The organism is Streptomyces bauhiniae, assembly GCF_004784475.1.
GTDB classification, from domain to species: domain Bacteria; phylum Actinomycetota; class Actinomycetes; order Streptomycetales; family Streptomycetaceae; genus Streptomyces; species Streptomyces seoulensis.
This window is the reverse complement of record NZ_SRRT01000005.1, coordinates 333,046-350,965: the sequence shown is the minus strand read 5'-3', so window position 1 is coordinate 350,965 and position 17,920 is coordinate 333,046. Positions and strand designations below refer to the sequence as shown.

At 73.0% G+C, this 17,920-nt stretch carries 17 protein-coding genes; 7 read left to right on the top strand and 10 right to left on the bottom strand.

The features are described 5' to 3' along the window. Positions 1 to 2: 2 nt before the first annotated feature. Both E5083_RS18475 and E5083_RS18470 read left to right on the top strand, forming a co-directional pair. On the top strand, positions 3 to 2,069 hold the full coding sequence (locus tag E5083_RS18475) for an iron ABC transporter permease (protein WP_135786795.1): 2,067 nt from the start codon (positions 3 to 5) through the stop codon (positions 2,067 to 2,069). A gap of 202 nt (positions 2,070 to 2,271) precedes the next feature. Further along, positions 2,272 to 2,979, top strand: coding sequence for an FAD binding domain-containing protein (locus tag E5083_RS18470; protein ID WP_135787043.1), 708 nt, complete (start codon positions 2,272 to 2,274; stop codon positions 2,977 to 2,979). Positions 2,980 to 3,037: 58 nt separating this feature from the next. On the opposite strand, the gene E5083_RS18465 is transcribed toward E5083_RS18470, so the two are convergent. The 9 genes from E5083_RS18465 to E5083_RS18425 form a co-directional block, all read right to left on the bottom strand. Beyond that, entirely contained in the window at positions 3,038 to 4,759 is a 1,722-nt protein-coding gene (locus tag E5083_RS18465) for an MFS transporter (protein ID WP_135786794.1), read from the bottom strand. A 72-nt stretch (positions 4,760 to 4,831) separates the two neighbouring features. Next, complete coding sequence (locus E5083_RS18460; RefSeq protein ID WP_135786793.1) at positions 4,832 to 5,293, bottom strand: MarR family winged helix-turn-helix transcriptional regulator; 462 nt, start codon at positions 5,291 to 5,293, stop codon at positions 4,832 to 4,834. Between the two features lie 99 nt (positions 5,294 to 5,392). Then, on the bottom strand, positions 5,393 to 6,316 hold the full coding sequence (locus tag E5083_RS18455) for a hypothetical protein (RefSeq protein WP_135786792.1): 924 nt from the start codon (positions 6,314 to 6,316) through the stop codon (positions 5,393 to 5,395). A gap of 102 nt (positions 6,317 to 6,418) precedes the next feature. Then, positions 6,419 to 8,230: an HtaA domain-containing protein gene (locus tag E5083_RS18450; RefSeq protein ID WP_135786791.1), complete on the bottom strand. Its 1,812-nt coding sequence runs from the start codon at positions 8,228 to 8,230 to the stop codon at positions 6,419 to 6,421. Further along, complete coding sequence (locus E5083_RS18445) at positions 8,227 to 9,084, bottom strand: hypothetical protein (protein ID WP_135786790.1); 858 nt, start codon at positions 9,082 to 9,084, stop codon at positions 8,227 to 8,229. Before E5083_RS18445 ends, E5083_RS18450 begins: the two co-directional genes overlap by 4 nt. Next, on the bottom strand, positions 9,081 to 9,938 hold the full coding sequence (locus E5083_RS18440) for a heme ABC transporter ATP-binding protein (protein ID WP_135786789.1): 858 nt from the start codon (positions 9,936 to 9,938) through the stop codon (positions 9,081 to 9,083). Before E5083_RS18440 ends, E5083_RS18445 begins: the two co-directional genes overlap by 4 nt. Next, positions 9,935 to 11,017 carry a FecCD family ABC transporter permease gene (locus E5083_RS18435; protein WP_135786788.1) on the bottom strand — a complete coding sequence of 361 codons (1,083 nt, stop codon included), beginning with the start codon at positions 11,015 to 11,017 and terminating at the stop codon, positions 9,935 to 9,937. Before E5083_RS18435 ends, E5083_RS18440 begins: the two co-directional genes overlap by 4 nt. Then, positions 11,014 to 12,096, bottom strand: coding sequence for a heme/hemin ABC transporter substrate-binding protein (locus E5083_RS18430; protein WP_135786787.1), 1,083 nt, complete (start codon positions 12,094 to 12,096; stop codon positions 11,014 to 11,016). The genes E5083_RS18435 and E5083_RS18430 overlap by 4 nt, the downstream gene beginning before the upstream one ends. 95 nt (positions 12,097 to 12,191) lie before the next feature. Next, entirely contained in the window at positions 12,192 to 12,845 is a 654-nt protein-coding gene (locus E5083_RS18425) for a biliverdin-producing heme oxygenase (RefSeq protein ID WP_208754082.1), read from the bottom strand. Positions 12,846 to 13,081: 236 nt separating this feature from the next. On the opposite strand from E5083_RS18425, the gene E5083_RS18420 reads away from it, so the two are divergent. From E5083_RS18420 to E5083_RS18410, 3 genes are all read left to right on the top strand, one after another. Further along, positions 13,082 to 14,587, top strand: coding sequence for a purine-cytosine permease family protein (locus E5083_RS18420; protein WP_135786786.1), 1,506 nt, complete (start codon positions 13,082 to 13,084; stop codon positions 14,585 to 14,587). After that, positions 14,584 to 15,141, top strand: a complete 558-nt coding sequence (locus E5083_RS18415; RefSeq protein ID WP_135786785.1) for a cysteine hydrolase family protein — start codon at positions 14,584 to 14,586, stop codon at positions 15,139 to 15,141. The genes E5083_RS18420 and E5083_RS18415 overlap by 4 nt, the downstream gene beginning before the upstream one ends. 167 nt (positions 15,142 to 15,308) lie before the next feature. Next, on the top strand, positions 15,309 to 15,713 hold the full coding sequence (locus tag E5083_RS18410) for an SseB family protein (protein ID WP_030804053.1): 405 nt from the start codon (positions 15,309 to 15,311) through the stop codon (positions 15,711 to 15,713). A gap of 143 nt (positions 15,714 to 15,856) precedes the next feature. On the opposite strand, the gene E5083_RS18405 is transcribed toward E5083_RS18410, so the two are convergent. After that, positions 15,857 to 16,258, bottom strand: coding sequence for a MarR family winged helix-turn-helix transcriptional regulator (locus E5083_RS18405; RefSeq protein ID WP_135786784.1), 402 nt, complete (start codon positions 16,256 to 16,258; stop codon positions 15,857 to 15,859). Positions 16,259 to 16,494: 236 nt separating this feature from the next. On the opposite strand from E5083_RS18405, the gene E5083_RS18400 reads away from it, so the two are divergent. Together E5083_RS18400 and E5083_RS18395 are read left to right on the top strand one after the other, a co-directional pair. Continuing rightward, a complete protein-coding gene (locus tag E5083_RS18400; protein ID WP_135786783.1) occupies positions 16,495 to 16,779 on the top strand; it encodes an ArsR family transcriptional regulator in 285 nt (94 codons plus the stop codon). A gap of 222 nt (positions 16,780 to 17,001) precedes the next feature. Then, positions 17,002 to 17,838 carry an undecaprenyl-diphosphate phosphatase gene (locus E5083_RS18395; protein ID WP_135786782.1) on the top strand — a complete coding sequence of 279 codons (837 nt, stop codon included), beginning with the start codon at positions 17,002 to 17,004 and terminating at the stop codon, positions 17,836 to 17,838. Positions 17,839 to 17,920 lie beyond the last annotated feature (82 nt).

Here is a 17,920-nt window from a genome sequence, read left to right as displayed (position 1 = left end):
CCATGGCCGTCACCGCGACAGTTCCCGCCACCGGCCGCACGGCCGTGACCACCCGGACGGGCGCGGTCGCGGTGACGGCCCTGCTCGTCCTGCTCGTCGCCGCCCTCGCGGTCGTCGACATCACCCAGGGCACCGCCGCCGTCGGCGCGCCCGAGGTGTGGAAGGCGCTCACCGGACGCGCCGGCCCCGGCGACGCCTCCGTCGTCGTCGCCTCCCGGCTGCCCCGCGCGGCCGCCGGACTGCTGGTCGGCACCGCCCTCGGCATCGCGGGCGCCGCCCTCCAGGCCGTCAGCCGCAATGTGCTCGCCGCGCCCGACACCCTGGCCGTGAACGCCGGTTCCTACCTGGCCCTCGGCCTGCTCACCGTCACCGGCGTCTCGCTGCCCCTGCTCGCCTCCTCCGGCGTGGCCTTCGCCGGGGCGCTCGCCGCAGCCGCCGTCGTGCTCTCCCTGTCCGGCCTCGCCGCGGGCACCGTACGGCTCGTCCTCGCGGGCAGCGCCGTCACCCTCGGCCTGTCCTCCGTGACCGACGCCCTGCTGCTGCTCTTCCCCGAGCGGACCAACGGCCTCTACCAGTGGAACCAGGGCAGCATCGCGCAGAACGGCTTCGACGGCGTCCTGCAGATGACCCCGGTCGCCCTCGCGGGCCTGGCCGGGCTGCTCCTGATGGCCCGCCGGATGGACGCCCTCGCCCTCGGCGACGAGACGGCGCGCGGACTCGGCGTACCGGTCCGGGGCACCCGGATCACCGTCGTGGTCTGCGCCTCGCTGCTCGCGGCGGCGGCCGTCACCCTGGCCGGCCCGGTCGGCTTCGTCGGCCTGTGCGCCCCCGCCCTGGTCCGCCCCCTGGCCCGGCGGATGCGGCCCTTCGTCCGGACACGGGCCGCGCTGCCCGTCGCCGGGCTCACCGGCGCCGGACTGGTCCTCGGCGCGGACGTGCTGCTGCGCCTGCTGGTGTCGGCCCAGTCCGCCGTCGCCGTGCCCACCGGGGTCGTCACCAGCCTGCTCGGCGCGCTGTTCCTGGTCGGGATGGCCGCGCGGGTCCGGGACACCGGCACCGCCGGGACCGCCGAGCGGGGACGCCTGGTCGGCCGGACCACCTTCCTGGTCACGGTGGCGGTACTCGTCGCCGTGCTGGCCGGGGTCATGGTCGCCGGGGTGCTGCTGGGCGACACCAAGCTCCTGCTCGGCGACGTCGTCAACTGGGCGGGCGGGATGGCCGGTCAGTCCGTCGGGTTCGTGCTGGACACCCGTGTGCCGAGGGTCCTCGCGGCGCTCCTCGCGGGCGGGGCGCTCGCGCTCTCCGGCACCCTCGTGCAGGCCGTCACGCGCAATCCGCTCGCCGAACCCGGCATCCTCGGCGTCTCCGGCGGCGGTGCGCTCGGCGCGGTCCTCTTTGTGACGACGGCACCGATGGCCGGGTCCTGGGGCATCGCCGGGGCCGCCTTCGCGGGGGCCGGGGTGGCCGCCGCGGTCGTCTTCGGGCTCGCCGCGCGGGGCGGGTTCGGGCAGAACCGGCTGGTCCTGGTGGGCATCGGCGTCCAGGCCGCGGCCACGGCGCTGATCGGGCTGCTCATCGTGATCACCGACCCGTTCAACGCGACCAAGGCCCTGACCTGGCTGTCCGGTTCCACCTACGGGCGCACCCTGACGGACACCCTGCCGGTGGCGGGCGCGCTCGCGGTGGGGCTGGTGATCGCCGTCTTCCGGCGCACCGAACTGGACCTGGTCTCGCTGGACGAGGACACGCCGAGGCTGCTCGGGCTGCGCACGGCTCCGGCCCGGTTCGGGCTGCTGGCGGTCAGTGTGGTGCTGAGCGCCACCGCCGTCGCCGCCGCGGGCACCATCGGCTTCGTCGGCCTGGTCGCCCCGCACGCGGCGCGCGCCCTGGTCGGCCGCCGCCACACGCGGGTGATCCCGGTGGCCGTGATGCTGGGCGCCGTCCTGGTCTGCGTCGCCGACCTGATCGGCCGTACCGTGATCGCCCCCGCGCAGCTCGGCGCCGGTCTGATGACCGCCGTCATCGGCACGCCGTACTTCCTGTACCTGCTGGTCCGCACCCGGCGCTGAGCTTCCTCCGACCTTCGGGCCGTCACATACCGGTGTGGCGGCCCGAAGCCTGTTCTCACCGGAGTTGTACAGGGGGGCGCGAAGGGGCGCACGGGGCGCGCGACGATGAGCCCTGTACGCGCCCCTTCCGGGGCGGCGAGAATAACTACGGCGGCGGAGGCGGCCGTTCGCCGGACCCCCGAGGAAAGGCAGGTTGGCCACAGTGCTGCTGCGTCTGCCCACGTCCGTGTCCGAAGCGCGGGAATACCTGGCCGAGGGAGCCGTGCCCGTAGGCGGCGCCACCCTGGTCTGGGCCACCTGGCAGCGCGACGGGTTCCCCACTCAGGCCGTGTCGCTGCGCGAACTGCCCGAGGCCAACGTCCTCGGCCCCGAGGAACTGGGCGGCGCCGTCGTCCTCAACCGCGTCGACGACCGCGTCCCCGAGGTGCTGCGCCGCGCGGCGGGCTCGGTCGGCACCGGCGCCGTACGCCGGGCGGCCACGGTCGGCGGCAACATAGCGGGCAGCACCCTGCGCTGCCTCCTCCCGGCGGCCCTCGTCCTGGACACCCGCGCCACGGTCCTGACCTCCACCGGGGTGTACGACACCGACCTGGCCGAGGTCGTCGCCAAGAGCCCCGTCCTGCTCAGCCTGCGCTGGCGCACCCCCGTGGCCAGCGCCTACCGCAAGCACGAGAGCGAGCCGGGCGGACCGCCGCCCCTCGTCGTCGCCTCCGCCCTGCACGCCCTCGGCGAGGGCCGCTACCGCCTCAGCATCGCCGTACGCGACGGCTACGAGGTCGTCAGCGAGAGCACCGAGTGCGGCACCGACCCCGAGGAACCGCTGTCGGCCCTCGGACCGACGCTGCTCAGCGACATCCCGGCCGCCCGCACGGCGGTCCACGACCAGATCAACGGGCTGCTGTCCCGCTGAAGTCCTAAAAGAAGGGGGGCCACGGCCGCACGCCGTGACCCCCTTCGCCGTACGCCGCTCAGACCGCGCTGTCGCGCAGCTCCGCCAGCGCGCCCTCGGTCAACTGCCGGGGCACCGACTCCGCGTCCACCAACAGCACGTCGCAGGGCGCGCCGTGGGTGAGGGCGGAGGTGATGCTGCCGTCCGCGAACTGGGCCAGCGGCCCGCGCGGTGAACGGCCCACGGCCACCGCCCGCGCACCCACCCGCGCCGCGTGCTCGGCCAGCACCCGCCCGGCGGCGGCATGGTCGCCGACGCTGGTGAGCACCTGCCCCGACGCGGTCACCCCGTGCGCCGCCAGCCGGGCGAGATGGGCCGAGACGGCCGCCCGCGCCTCCTCGGCGCTCTCCGGCTCCACGGCCTGCTCCTCCACCACGACCGTCTCCCGGACGTGCACGACCTCCAGCGGACTGCCGGTCTCCCGCGCCAGCCGCGCCGCCGCGTCCACGATGGCCGGCGTCCCGCCGTGCGCGCCGACCGCCACGATGACGCGGGGCACGCCCGCCTCCACCGGCTCGCCGACCGCGCTCAGCGAAGGCGTGGCGACCGGCTCCTCCTCCGGCCGCTCCTCCGCCTTCCGCAGCAGCCCGTGCCCGCTGGCCAGCACCGGGATGGCCAGCACGAAGGTCGCCGCGCCCAGACAGAACGGCACGCTCAGATCGGTCGCGTCCGCCAGCTTGCCCGCGACGAAGGGCGCGAGACCACCACCGATGAACCGCAGGAAGCCGTACGCGGAGGACGCCACCGGACGCTCGACGGGGGAGACGAGCATGACGGCCTGCGTGGTCAGGGTGTTGTTGATGCCGATGAACGCCCCGGACACGATCACCGCCACGATGACCACCGTCGGACTGTCCACCCCGGCCGCGATGACCGCCATCACGATGCCGAGCCCCAGCAGGTTGGCGTACAGCACCGGCGCCGTGCCGAAGCGGGCCTGGAGGCGCGGGGCGAAGAACACGCTGAACGCGGCCACCAGCAGACCCCAGCCGGTGAAGACCAGGCCCAGCTCATGGGCGCTCAGCTTCATCGGGTAGGGCGCGTAGCCCAGCATCGTGAAGAAACCCCAGTTGTAGAGCAGCGCCATGATGCCCATGGTGAGCAGACCCCGGTGCCGCAGCGCCTTCAGCGGGGCGATGGGTGACGTCGGCCGGGCGGGCTTCGGCATCGAGGGGACGAAGGCCACCGTGGCGAGCAGCGCCACGGCCATCAGCGCGGCCACCCCGAAGAACGGCCCGCGCCAGCTCATCGCCCCCAACTCCCCGCCCAGCAACGGCCCGACGGCGATGCCGAGGCCGAGCGCGGTCTCGTACAGGATGATCGCGCCGCCGAAGCCGCCGCTCGCCGAGGCGACGATCACGGCGAGCGAGGTGGCAATGAACAGGGCGTTGCCCAGTCCCCAGCCGGCCCGGAAGCCGACGATGCCGTTGATCGAGTCGGTGCTCCCGGCCAGCGCCGCGAAGACCACGATGACCGCCAGGCCGACCACCAGGGTGCGCTTGGCGCCGAACCGGCTGGAGAACCAGCCGACGAACAGCATGGCGACGGCCGTCACGATCAGATAGCTGCTGAACAGCAGGGACACCTGGCTCGGTGTGGCATGCAGACTGTCGGCCAGGGCGGGCAGGATCGGGTCGACGAGCCCGATGCCCATGAACGAGATCACGCAGGCGAACGCCACGGCCCAGACGGCCTTCGGCTGCCGGAACGGGCTCGCGGCCCTTCCATGCGACGCACTCATTACCGCTTCTCTCCGGTCGAGTCGCTCTCCCCGGCCCTGCCGTGGCCGCGCCGGAGAGATCCGACGGATGGCTCAGGAACGCTCCTGTATCGCGCGGGCCAGGGCCGGCAGCGCGACCCGCACGGCCTGCCGCTCCGGCTCGGACAGCGCGCCGACGAGCTGTCCCAGGGCCTCGGCGCGCTCGGCCCGGCGCTCCCGGAACACCTCCTCGCCCCGCTCGGTGACCTCCACCAGCACACCCCGCCCGTCCGTGCGGTCGGCGACCCGCCGCACCAGCCCCCCACGCTCCATGCGGGTGACGAGCTGGGTCATGTTCGGCTGGGTGGCGTTCTCCGCCCGCGCCAGCTCGGTCAGCCGCTGCGGCCCCTCACGGCCCAGCCGGCCGAGCGCCGAGGACGCGGCGGTACTGAGCCCGCCTGCCGTGGCACTGCGCCGCACATGCCGGACGAGCTGCTCCACGGCGATCATCAGATCCTCGGTGGAGGTTTCGCCGGAAGTTCCGGCGGGACCGCTGTCCATAACCCGCTTATGCATAACTCCATTATGCAGATGCGTGTACGGTGAATCAAGTTTTCGAAGGCGGGAAAGCCCGGCGCGACCCGCCGAGACGGGACCGCACCGGGCCGGGGGAGATCAGTTGCCGGCGGGCAGGGTGAGGGTCAGCGGAGTGGCCGGCTTGGCCGCGTCACGGGCGCCGCCCGAGGTGAACCAGTACGAGGACTGCCCGGTGAGCTGCTGGAAGTCCACGAAGCTCTGTGGGAAGGCGCCCCAATACGCTTGGTTCGCACTGGACTTGGCCGCCTGCCCGGTGCTGCCGCTCGGCACGGTCACCGCGACCCCGAGATACTCCGGCGTCGCCGTGAACCCGGAGCCGCCGAGTTGCACGTTCTTGAGGTTGGCCAGCGTGACGGTGGTGGCCGGGAGGGACACCCACTTGCCGGGGTCGTTCATGTCGGCGCCGTAACCGGTGGCCGTCGCGGTGAGGGTGCCCGTGCCGTCGGCCTTCACCTTGAGGACCGGGTCGGTGGCGGACCAGTAGGTGAGGCCGCCGTAGAACACGGAGGTGAAGGAGCCGGTCCACTTCAGGGTGGCGGTGCGGGCGGCGGTGTCGACGGTGCCGGTGCCGTGGGAGAGGAGGACGCGGTTGCGGGTCAGGGAGGTGGGGGAGCCGGGGGAGACGGCGGCACCGTTCGGGTCCTGGCACTTGGTGGCCCAGCTCGGCTCGGCGTAGGCGCCCGCGCTGTCGGGCTTCTGGACGGTCACGTTCCCGGCGTGGGAGGCGTAGAAGCCGTCGCCCTGGGCCCACAGGCGGCTGGAGCCGGTGTTGCCGGCCTTGCCGGCCGACAGGAAGTTGCAGCCGCCGTAGTAGGCGCCGCCGCCCTGCTCACCGCTGAGGCCCCAGGTCAGGGACGCCTCCGCCACAGTCACCGGGGCCGCGGAGGCCGGTCCGGCACCGGCGAACAGCAGGCCCGCGGCGGACACCGCCCCGGCGAGGGCGTGGCGCACGGTGCGGGAGCTGGTTCTCGCGCCGGATCGGGGCGCGGTCGTTCGATACATTGGGTTCTTCTCTCTCGCGGAGAAACAAAGGGACACCTGGTGTCCCACTGGTCAAGGGGCCGGGCGTGCAGGCCCGGCCCCTTGGTCTCGGGAGCGGCTCCGTCAACGATGCGCTGCGGAACGGCTCTTGCGGCGCCGGGCGATCAGGACCAGGGCGAGGCCGGTGGCCACGCAGGCTGCGGCCGCCGTGATCGGACCGGTCGCGTCGGTGCCGGTGCTGGCCAGGGAGTCCGGGCGGTAGCGCAGATCGGGGACGAGGCCGGAATCACCGCCGCTGGGCTGAGAGGCTCCGGTGCCATCTCCGGAACTCGCGCTGGGAGCGGGCCCGTTGCCCGAGCAGCCCGACAACAGCACGGTCGCGTCGTCGAGTCGCTGCCCCTTCTCGTAGAAGCTCGACCCGTTGAAGGTGAACGCCTTGGTGTCCAGGATCGCGGTGTGCAGGGTGCGGGTGATGCCGGAGGGGGTCTTCGCCGCGCTGCCGTAGAGGTCCACGGAAGCCAGGGCGACGTCACTGCGGGCGTCCGTCTTCGCCTCGGTGCCCGGTGCGCTGACGGTGAGGCTCACATCGGCGTACAGCGTGCCCGCCTTGCCGTGCACGGTCAGCCGGGGGTCGGCGATCACGACCTTGAAGTAGTGGGCCGGGTAGGAGTAGGTGATCCGGCCGCCGTACTGGACGGTGAAGTCGTCCGGCGAGGTGTAGGCGGAACTGGACGCGAAGGGCCACTGGTAGGTGCCGGTGGACTGCTTCCCGGCGACGGCCTCGTCCTGCGCGAGGATCTTCAGCCCGTCGCCCGCCGTGATGGCGTTGCCCGCCGAGCCGCCGACGTAGGAGCGGAAGCTCTTCTTGAACCCCCAGGTCAGGCTGCCGCCCTTGATCCCGTCGGCCGGTTCACAACTTCCGCTCTGCGTAGCTGTGTTGGACGGTGTCGGCGTGACGGACCTGGTCGGCGTGGCGGAAACCGTGGGCGCGGGGCTGGACTTGGTCGGCGTGGTCGTCGGCGTCGGGCCGGCGCTCGGCGCGGTCCAGGCGACGGTCACGGGAGTGGCGGGCTTGGCCGCGTCGCGGGCGCCGCCGGAGGTGAACCAGTACGAGGACTGCCCGGTGAGCTGCTGGAAGTCCACGAAGCTCTGCGGGAAGGCGCCCCAATACGCCTCGTTGGCAGCCGACTTGGCGGGCTGGCCGGTGGCGCCGTCCGGGACGTGCACGGAGACGCCGAGATAGTCGGGGGTGACCGTGAAGCCGGACGGACTCACCTTCACACCACGGAGGTTGGCCAGGGTGACGGTCTTCTCGGGCAACGAGACCCACTTGCCCGGGTCGTTCATGTCGGCGCCGTAGCCGGAGGCCGTGGCGCTGAGAGTGCCCGTGCCGTCGGCCTTCACCTCCAGTACGGGGTCGGTGGCGGACCAGTAGGTGAGGCCGCCGTAGAAGACCGAGGTGACCGAGCCGGTCCAGCGGACGGTCGCTGTGCCCGCCTCCGGGTCGGCCGTGCCGGTGCCCTCGGAGAAGACGACGCGGTTGCGGGTCAGGGAGGTGGGGGAGCCGGGGGAGACGGGCTTGCCGTTCGGGTCCTGGCACTTGGTGGCCCAGGCCGGCTGCGTGTACTTGTCGGCGGCGTCCGGCTTCTCCACCGTCACATGGCCCGAACTGGTGCTGTAGAAACCGTCGTTCTCGGTCCACAGGCGGCTGGAGCCGGTGTTGCCGGCCTTGCCGGCCGACAGGAAGTTGCAGCCGCCGAAGAAGGCGCCGCCGCCCTGCTCGCCGCTGAGCCCCCAGGCGAGGGACGCGCCGGACACGCTCACCGGGGCGGCCGAGGCCGGGCTCGCGCCCGCCACCAGCAGGCCCGAGGCAGCGCCGGCCAGCAGGCCGAGTACGGCTGTCGCGGTCTTGGATCTCTTGGTCAGTGTGGTCACTTCTCCCCCGAGGGACGGGTCGTGAGGCCGCGCCTGCGTATGCGCAGCAGCCAAAGGGTGGACAGGACGACGAGGACCACCGCCAGGGCGAGGCCACCGATCACCGCGAGCCGTCCGGAACCGGAAGCGGGGGTGTCGTCGCTCGCCACGGGAGCCGCCGCGACCGAGCGGGAGGGCTCGGGCGTCGTTGCGGCGGCCGTGGTCGCGCTCGGTGCCGGAGTGGCCGGCGTGGGCGTGGCCCGCTTCGAAGGCGTCGGCGTCGGCCGGGCGGACTTCGGCGCAGCCGTGTGCCGGGTGGCCGGGGTGGCGAAGTCGATAGGGGTGAACGTCTCGTTGTGTGCGTTGGCCACACCATGGGCGCCGATGGTGATCACCCCGCACTGGACCTTGCGGCAGTCCACCTGACGGACACTGCCGTCGCGCCCCTTGGCCGGGAAGACCGCGCCCGGCACCACCAGGGTCGCGTCCCACGTACCGTCCGCCTTCACCGTGCCGCCGTTCGCCGCGTACGCCGTGGGGTCGCCGGGGAAGGCCACGAAGCGCTGATAGCCGTGGTTGTCCTTGGTCTCGGAGTCCTGGACGTATGCATAGTCCGCGCCGCTGGCCCCGCCCTCGCTCGGGCGCCACGCCCCGCTGACGGTGCCGAACAGGACGTAGATCCCGCCGAAGCCGTTCTTCACCGACTGGAAGCCGGCGCCGTGCAGGCGGACCCGGGTCGCGTACTCCGGGTCGGCGGTGCCGGGGGGCGTGGTGACCCGGGCGGCGGCCGACGCGGACCGGGCCGGGACGAGGGTGAACAGGGAGGCCAGGGCGAGGGCCAGGGCCGCGCGGCGGCCGAAGCGGGGAGGGGTCATGGGGTTCCTTTGCCGGGCCGTCGGGGGCCGACCAGCACCGCGCCGGTCGCGGGGTGGCGGAGCACCTCGACGGGCAGCCGATAGACGTCTTCGAGCAGCGGCTCGGTCAGCACCCGCTCGGGCGCGCCGCGCGCCACCAGCCGCCCGTCCCGCAGTACGGCGATCTCGTCGGCGTACGCGGCGGCCAACTGGAGGTCGTGCAGCACGGCGAGCACCGCGAGGCCCCGGTCGGCGCGGTCGCGGGCGGTGCGCATCAACCGCTCCTGGTGGCGCAGGTCGAGCGCGGCGGTCGGCTCGTCCAGCAGCAGCACCGGGGTGCGCTGGGCGAGTACGCGGGCGAAAGAGGCCCGTGCCTGCTCGCCGCCGGACAGCGTGGGGTATCTGCGCGCCGCGAAATCCGTCATCCCGGTGGCCGCGAGCGCCTCGGCCACCGCCTCCTCGTCCGCCGTCTCCGCGTCGGTCGACGCCCAGGGCGCCCGGCCCATGGCGACGATGTCCGCCACGGTGAACGGGAAGGAGAGCTGCGGGCGTTGGGGGAGTACCGCACGGCGGCGCGCGAGGTCGACAGGGTGGGCACGCCGGACGTCCAGACCACCGACCCGCACGGTCCCGGCGGTCGGCGTCCGGTCACCGGCCAGCAGCGACAACAGGGTCGACTTACCCGCCCCGTTGGGGCCGACGACGGCCAGCAGGGTGCCCGCCGTAAGGTCGAGGTCCACATCCCGCAGCAGCCACCTCCCGCCTACGCGCAGGCCGATGCCCCGCGCGGTCACGGCGACCGCACCCGGCTCGGGCGGTGCGGGCAACTCCGGGCGCCGGGCCGTCAGTCGGTCCAGCGCGGTCCGCAGGCTCATATCCAGCCTCCCGCGCGGGCACGGGTGTTGCGCAGCAGCCAGAAGAAGAACGGGCCGCCGACCAGAGCTGTCAGCATCCCGATCGGCAGGTCCGCGTACGCGATGGCCGTCCGTGCGACCACATCCGCCAGCGCGAGCAGGACCGCGCCGCCGAGCATGCCGGCCGGGATCAGCGCCCGGTGTCCCGGACCGATCGCCATCCGGATCAGATGGGGCACGACCAGGCCCACGAAGCCGATGACGCCGCTGAAGGCGACCGCCGCCGCGACCATCACCGCGATGAGCACGATGGCCGTCAACCGCAGCCGCTCCACGTCCACCCCAAGATGCCGGGCCGCGCGGTCGCCCAGCGCCAGCAGATCCAGCCGGCGCGCCAGCAGCCACGCCCCGGTCAGGCCCACCACGGCGAACGGCAGCGCGCTCACCACGTACGCCCAGCGGCTGCCGTTGAGGCTGCCGAGCTGCCAGAACACGATCTGGTCGCGCGCGGTCTGGCTGCCGAAGAACATGCAGAACGCGAGTCCGGCACCGGCCACGGCGTTGACCGCGATCCCGGTCAGCACCAGCGTGACCACCTCGGTACGGCCGCCGGAGCGGGACAGCAGATACACCAGCAGCACCGACGCCAGCCCGGCCGCGAAGGCCGCCGTGGGCACGGTGAACTGCCCGAGCACATCGACCCCGGCCACGATCACGAAGGCCGCGCCGACCGCCGCACCGGAGGAGACGCCCACGACACCCGGCTCGGCCAGCGGATTGCCGAACACGCCCTGCATCAGCGCCCCGGACGTCGCCAGTACGGCCCCCACCAGCAGCGACATCACCACGCGCGGCATCCGGATCTGCCACAGTGCCGATTCCGCGAAGGGGTCACCGACCGGGTGCCCGAGCCCGAGCGGCCCGGACAGCCGGTGCAGCGTCGAGGCGGCCACGTCCGCGAGGCCGATCCCGTACTGGCCGAGCGCGGCCGAGCCGAGGCAGACCAGCACCAAAGCGGTGCCGAGCCCGGCGAAGAGGGCGACCCGGGCGGTGAGGCGCCCCGGCGCCCGTTCGCTCGCCGCGGTGTGGAGGGCGGTCATGACGCGCCTCCCAGGGAGTCCGGCGCGTACACCGCGCGGGCCAGCGCGTCGAGGACGCGGGCGGTCAGCGGGCCGAAGGACAGCACCTGGTAGTCGCTCATGTCCACGATCCGGCGGTGCCGCCCGGCCGGGGTCTGCGCGACACCGGGCAGCCGGAGCGCGCCGTCCACCCCGCCGACGGAGCGCAGGCCCTCGCTCATCATCATGATCAGGTCCGGCCGGGCCTTCGCCATGGCCTCGGCGTTGAGCGGGGTGAAGCCGTTGATCCCTGCCTCGCTCGCCACGTCGACCCCGCGCAGCGCCCCGATCAGGGAGTCGGCGCCGGAGCCCTTGCCGAAGAGGTAGTAGACGCCGGCCTGGCCGCGTGCGTAGAGGAAGAGGACGCGCGGGCGGCGGGCGGCCGTGTCGGGGGCGATCCGGTCGATGCGGGCCCGCTCGGCGGCGACCTCCTTGTCCAGCCGGTCGCGCAGCCTCTTGCCCTCGGCCCGTACGCCGAGCGCGGCCGCGACCTCGTCGACCAGCGTGCCCACGGTGCCGAGCGAGCGGCGGGCGCCGACGACCACCACCGGCACACCGGAGTCGCGGAGCTGGAGCACCGCGTCCCAGGGGCCGAGCGTGGTGTCGGTGATCAGCAGGGTCGGGTGCAGGGCGAGGATCGCCTCGGCGTTCAGCCGGTGGCCGCCCTGGGTGACCAGCGGGAGCTTCGCGGCGCCGGGGAACCCGGTCGACTGGTCCCGGCCCACCAGCCGGTCGCCCATGCCGAGCCCGTACACCGTCGCGGCGAGACTGCCGTAAAGGTCGAGCGCCAGGACCCGGTCGGTGCTGCGTACGGTCACCTCGGTGCCCTGGGTGTCGGTGAGCCTGGCCGGAAGGACCGGGTTCGCCTTGCGGGTCACCGGGGTGATGTCGGCGCTGTCGACCGTCGCCGTCGTGGGGCCCTGGTAGGCGCGCGGGTCGGAGAGCGGGGTGACCCGGCTCCACGGGACGTGCCGGCCGCCGGCCTCGGCCCCGGTCGCGTGCGGTGAGGTGCCGGGTCCGCAGCCGGTCAGGAGGAGGGGTAAGGCGAGGAGCAGCGCCATGAGGGCACGGCTCCGCCGCGGGACATGTCTCTTGCCCACCACGGGGCTGCCTCCAGAGGGCGGACGCGTGTCCGCCCGTAGGACATGAGGGGATGTCAGGCGGTGGCCGGGAAGAGGGTGCCGAGGTCGGCGAAGACGGCGTTGTTCAGCGCGAACGCCGACCGGCACTCCTCCACCACGCGCCGTTTCTCCAGCTCGTCCACCGGCAGCGCGTCGAGCCGCGCGCGGTACTCGCGTTTGAAGGCGGCCGGGTTGTCGATGCCCTCGAAGACGTAGAAGCGGACGCCGTCGCCCTTGCTCTCCAGCCCCCAGGTCCGCTCCGCGATGCGCCGGATCATCTGACCGCCCGACAGATCGCCCAGGTAGCGGGTGTAGTGGTGGGCCACATAGCCGGCCGGCCAGCTCGCGGCGACCTCGCGGATACGGGCCGCGTACCGCTCCGTCGCGGGCAGCGGGGCCACCCGGTCGCGCCAGTCCTCGCCCAGGAGGTGCCGCAGGTCGCGCTCCAGCTCCGCCACCCGCCGCAGCTCCGGGCGCAGGAACGGGCCCGCGACCGGATCGTCCTCCAGCAGGGTGGCGGAATCCTCCAACGCGCGGTAGACGAAGAGGAGTTGCTCGGTGTACCTGGTGAAGGCGTCCACGCCGAACCGGCCGCCGAGCAGACCGTTCATGAACGGCGCCTGCTCGGCCTCGGTGTGCCGTTCCTGGCTGGCGGTGCGGATGACCGAGGAGAAGAGGGGTGTCGACAACGCTGCCTCCCTGGCAGAGCCCACGGTCACGCGTACGACCGGAGGCCGCCGCGATGCCGACCCGGTGTCGGCAACATTCTTAGGTTAGCCTAACCTAACGTCATCGGGGAGGGCTGCCAACCCTCTCCCGCCCGAACGCCCCGGTCAGCCCCACCGGCTGACGCCGGGTCGTTCCTTGCGCCCCTCCATCCACCCGCCTAGCTTGGACGCGACACGTCAGGACAGGTAGGTCGCCGATGACGCAGCCGCAGGACCCCCACGACAGCGGAGCCGACGGCCGCCAGATCCAACTGGAGACCCACGGCCTCGACGTCATCGGGGACGCGGACCGCAAGGGCACCCCGCGCACCCTCTTCTGGCCCTGGTTCGGCGCCAACGTCAGCGTCCTCGGCCTCAGTTACGGCGCCTTCGCCCTCGGCTTCGGCATCTCCTTCTGGCAGGCGCTCGCCGCCGGAGTCCTCGGCATCGTCGCCTCGTTCCTGCTCTGCGGCCTCATCGCCGTCGCCGGCAAACGCGGCTCGGCGCCCACCATGGTGCTCAGCCGCGCCGCCTACGGAGTACGCGGCAACCGCCTGCCGTCCGTCATCTCCTGGATACTCACGGTCGGCTGGGAAACCGTACTCGCCTCGCTCGCCACCCTCGCCACCGCCACCGTCTTCGCCCGGCTCGGCTGGGGCGGGGGCACCGAGACCAAGGCCGTCGCCCTCCTCGTCGTCGCCGCGCTGACCGTGGTCGGCGGTGTCATGGGCTTCGACCTGATCATGCGCCTGCAGACCGTGATCACCGTCATCACCGGCGTGCTCACCCTGGTCTACGTCGCCCTCGTCGCCGACCACGTCCACTGGTCGACCGTCAGCGCCGTCCCGGCGGGCTCGCCCCAGCAGTTCATCGGCGCGCTGGTGTTCATGATGACCGGCTTCGGGCTCGGCTGGGTCAACGCCGCCGCCGACTACTCCCGTTACCTCCCGCGTTCCTCCTCCAGCCGGGGCGTCATCGGCTGGACCACCCTCGGCGCCTCCGCCGCGCCGCTGCTCCTGCTGGTCTTCGGCCTGCTGCTCGCCGGTTCCTCCGACGAGCTGAGCCAGGCCATCGCCGCCGACCCCATCGGCGCGCTGACCACCATCCTGCCGACCTGGTTCCTCGTCCCCTTCGCCCTGGTCGCCGTGCTCGGCCTGGTCGGCGGCGCCGTGCTGGACATCTACTCCTCCGGCCTCGCCCTGCTCTCCGCCGGGCTGCACGTGCCCCGCTATCTGGCCGCCCTCGTCGACGGCGTCCTGATGATCGCCGGCTCCCTGTACATCGTGTTCTTCGGCGGGGCCTTCCTGGATGAGTTCATGGGCTTCCTCACCACCCTCGGCGTCCCCATCGCCGCCTGGTGCGGCGTGATGCTGGCCGACCTCGCCCTGCGCCACCGGGACTACGACGAGGGCGACCTGTTCCGCCCCGACGGCCGCTACGGCGACGCCCGCGCCCTGCCGCTCGTCCTCACCGTCGGCGCCACCGCGATCGGCTGGGGTCTGGTCACCAACACCGCCGCGCACTGGCTGAGCTGGCAGGGCTACCTCCTCGGCCCGCTCGGCCTCGGCGGCCGCTCCGGCCGGTGGGCATACGCCAACCTCGGGGTCCTCGTCGCCCTGGCCCTCGCCTTCCTCGGCACCCTGCTGCTGGGCCGGGACCGGGTCCGGCAGCAGGAGGCACTCCCGCCGAGCCCGGCCCCTGCTCCGGGGATGTACGGGGCATGAGGCCGGTACCGGGGCTGCTCGCCGTCATCGACATGCAGCGCGTCTTCGCCGCCCCGGGCAGTCCGTGGGCCACCCCGCGGTACGCCGAGGCCGCGGCGGGGGTGGCGCGGCTGCTGCCGGCGTTCGGGGACCGGGTGGTGTTCACCCGCTTCCTCGCTCCGGCCCGGCCTACGGGGGTCTGGCGCGACTATTACGAGCAGTGGCCCTTCGCTCTCCAGCCCCCGGACGCGGAGCTGTGGCGGCTGACGCCGGAGTTCGCCGGCTTGGACGCTCCGGTCCTGGACGCGGAGACCTTCGGCAAGTGGACCCCGGAACTGGCCGCCCGCCTCGCGCCCGGCTCGCGCCTGGTCCTGGCCGGGGTCAGCACCGAGTGCTGCGTCCTCACCACCGCCCTGGCCGCCGCCGACACGGGCACCGAGGTGGTGGTCGTCGCGGACGCCTGCGCGGGCGTGGACGACGAGGCGCACGCCAAGACGCTGCACGTGCTGGACCTGTACCGGCCCCTGGTCCGCGTCACCACGGTCGACGAGCTGCTGGGCGAAGGCGGGCCCTGAGGGCGGTGTGGCTGTCCGCCGTCCGATCGGGTGAACCGCCGGTGAAGGGCTCCGGGCCGCCGGAAACCCGTGCGCATGGTCCGTGGGGGGATGGGTACGCGGCCGGGAGCGCGCTCGGGCCCCGGTCCAGCGTGAGCCCGTACGACCGCACTACCTGGGGATGTGCCATGGAGACACCCGCACACGACGACCTTCCGACGCCGACGCCCGCCCAGCAGGCGCTGGACGTGCTGGCCGTCAACACCGACGACCAGGCCGCCCTCGAGACCCTCGCGCACAGTGATGTGCTCGTCCCGATGCCCGACGAGGCCGTGGACGCGGAGGGTGCCGACTCCACCATGGTCGCCCTGCCGGTGCTCGAACAGCCCGGCGGTGAGCAGGTGGTACCCGTCTTCACCTCGGAACTGGAGATGGCCGGGCTGCTGCCCTCCGTCTCCCGCTACCGCCTCATCCAGCTCGGCGCCCTCGCCTCCCAGTGGCCCGAGGAGGAGCTGTCGCTCACCATCGACGGCAGCTCGGAGCATGGGCTGACGCTGACCTCGCAGGGCGTGCGTTCACTGCTGGCGCGCTGAATCGCCTGACGTCCTGACGTATGGCGGAGTCGCACATGGTGGCTTCGCCATACGGGTGTGTCTGGGGATGTGTGGTGGGCCTATGTGCGGCGCACCCATGTGGGCCGCACCCATGTGGCCAGCGCCCACGTGCGAGCCCGACGTCAGTCCGAGGACTCCGCCAGCATCCGCTCCAGCACGCCCCGCTGCAGCGGCAGCACCTCCGCGTGCAGCTCGCGGCCGCGACGGGTGAGGCTGACCCACACCCCGCGCCGGTCCTCCGCGCACACCGTGCGCTCGACCAGCCCCTCCTTCTCCAGCCGTCCGATCAGCCGCGAGAGCGCGGACTGGCTGAGGTGGACCCGGCCGACCAGGTTCTGCACCCGGCAGTGGTCGCCCTCGGCGGGCGTCTCCGCGGACAGGATGTCCAGCACCTCGAAGTCGCTGGCACCCAGCCCGTGCGGATGCAGGGCGCGGTCTATCTCGCACATGGTGCGCGCGTGCACCGCGAGGATGTCCCGCCAACGTTCTTCGAGCCGGGCACCCTCGCCCGTCTTCACTGCCATACCCGCACGGTAGCACCGTTCCGGCCAATCGTTGACTGTGCAACTAGTACCGGCGCAAGCCGCCGTACGGGCGACCTGGACCCTCCGGCCTCAGCGCGCCTCCTCACGACCCCCGCGCCGCCCTTCGTCGGGTCCCGGACAACCCCTCCCGAGAGCCGGACGCGCTCACGTCGCCTGCGCCACAGTGGAACCACGGGACACGAGCAGCCCAGGGGCCGGGGGAGGGAGGCGTACGCATGAGGTGCACTCCCTCGGGCCGGATACGGCAGACCCTCCTGCACTGGCTCAAGGACCCGCCCGCCCACTTCCCCCCGGCGAGCCTCGACCCCCTCGGCACCGGCGTCACCCCGCGCGCCGTCGCCGCCAAGCTCGGCGTGCCCCGCCGTACGGCCGCCGCCCACCTCGACTTCCTCACCCGTCTCGGCCTGCTGCGCACCAGGCGCCGGCTGCTGCGCACCTACTACCGCCGCGACGAGGCCCGGATCGCCGAGGTGGCCCAGCTCTTCGAGAAGAACTGGTGAGCCTCACTTCTCGGGCAATACGGGCACCGACGGTAAGAAGTCGTTGTGAGGGAGGTGGGTTCCGCCCGCAGCACGCGTGGCCGCGTTCCGTCCCACACCCCGGCTGCCTCTACGCTGCCGTACGCGCGGGCGGCGCTCCGGAGCGGTCCGCGCCGGTGCCGTACGGGCGCGCCCAGACGTGTCCGCACCGCCGTCGACCCCCTCTCCCCAGAACTGGAATCCATGAGTGCCATCTCTGTCGGTCAGGCCGTCGTCCTCGGAGTAGTGGAGGGGGTGACCGAGTTCCTCCCGGTGTCCTCCACCGGCCACCTCAAGATCACCGAGGGGCTCATGGGCATCCCGGTGGACGACAAGTCCGTGGTCGGGTTCTCCGCGGTGATCCAGGTCGGCGCCATCGCGGCCGTGCTCGTGTACTTCTTCAAGGACATCAAGCGGATCGTCAGCGCCTGGTTCCGGGGCCTGTTCCACCCCGAGGAGCGCTACCGCCACGACTACAAGTTCGCCTGGTGGGTGATCGCGGCCACCATCCCGATCGTCGTCGTGGGACTCGCCGCCAAGCCGCTGATCGACGGCCCGCTCGCCTCCCTCTGGGTGGTCGCCGGCTCGCTGATCGTGGGCTCCGGCGTCATGTGGGCCGCCGACCAGATGGGCCGCCACAAGCGCGGTGAGGACGACACCTCGTTCAAGGACGCGATGCTGGTCGGCTGCTCGCAGATCCTCGCGCTGCTCTTCCCCGGTTTCTCCCGCTCCGGCGCCACCATGTCCACGGCGCTCATCCTCGACCTCGACCGGGTCGCCGCCACCCGCCTCTCCTTCTTCCTCGGCATCCCGGCCCTCACCGGCGCCGGTGTCTACGAGCTGAAGGACGCCCTCGGCGCCGGCGTGAGCGCCGCCCCGCTGGCGGTCGGCACCGTCGTCTCCTTCGTCGTCGCCTACGCCTCCATCGCCTGGCTGCTGAAGTTCGTCGCCAAGCACTCGTTCAACGCCTTCGTGATCTACCGGATCGTCGTCGGCGTGGCGCTGATCGGCCTGCTGGCCACCGGCACGCTCAGCAACTGAGGCGAGCACGCCACCGCACGGGGTGCGGACGTCCGGACGAGCCGGGTGTCCGCACCCCGTCCGCGTCCCGGATCGTCACGCC

Excerpts from the sequence above, each read along its gene's own strand:
- E5083_RS18475 (WP_135786795.1), top strand. The coding sequence starts at position 3 with ATGGCCGTCACCGCGACAGTTCCCGCCACCGGCCGCACGGCCGTGACC.
- E5083_RS18465 (WP_135786794.1), bottom strand. The coding sequence starts at position 4,759 with ATGAGTGCGTCGCATGGAAGGGCCGCGAGCCCGTTCCGGCAGCCGAAG.
- E5083_RS18460 (WP_135786793.1), bottom strand. The coding sequence starts at position 5,293 with ATGCATAAGCGGGTTATGGACAGCGGTCCCGCCGGAACTTCCGGCGAA.
- E5083_RS18455 (WP_135786792.1), bottom strand. The coding sequence starts at position 6,316 with ATGTATCGAACGACCGCGCCCCGATCCGGCGCGAGAACCAGCTCCCGC.
- E5083_RS18445 (WP_135786790.1), bottom strand. The coding sequence starts at position 9,084 with ATGACCCCTCCCCGCTTCGGCCGCCGCGCGGCCCTGGCCCTCGCCCTG.
- E5083_RS18440 (WP_135786789.1), bottom strand. The coding sequence starts at position 9,938 with ATGAGCCTGCGGACCGCGCTGGACCGACTGACGGCCCGGCGCCCGGAG.
- E5083_RS18435 (WP_135786788.1), bottom strand. The coding sequence starts at position 11,017 with ATGACCGCCCTCCACACCGCGGCGAGCGAACGGGCGCCGGGGCGCCTC.
- E5083_RS18430 (WP_135786787.1), bottom strand. The coding sequence starts at position 12,096 with ATGGCGCTGCTCCTCGCCTTACCCCTCCTCCTGACCGGCTGCGGACCC.
- E5083_RS18420 (WP_135786786.1), top strand. The coding sequence starts at position 13,082 with ATGACGCAGCCGCAGGACCCCCACGACAGCGGAGCCGACGGCCGCCAG.
- E5083_RS18415 (WP_135786785.1), top strand. The coding sequence starts at position 14,584 with ATGAGGCCGGTACCGGGGCTGCTCGCCGTCATCGACATGCAGCGCGTC.
- E5083_RS18410 (WP_030804053.1), top strand. The coding sequence starts at position 15,309 with ATGGAGACACCCGCACACGACGACCTTCCGACGCCGACGCCCGCCCAG.
- E5083_RS18405 (WP_135786784.1), bottom strand. The coding sequence starts at position 16,258 with ATGGCAGTGAAGACGGGCGAGGGTGCCCGGCTCGAAGAACGTTGGCGG.
- E5083_RS18400 (WP_135786783.1), top strand. The coding sequence starts at position 16,495 with ATGAGGTGCACTCCCTCGGGCCGGATACGGCAGACCCTCCTGCACTGG.
- E5083_RS18395 (WP_135786782.1), top strand. The coding sequence starts at position 17,002 with ATGAGTGCCATCTCTGTCGGTCAGGCCGTCGTCCTCGGAGTAGTGGAG.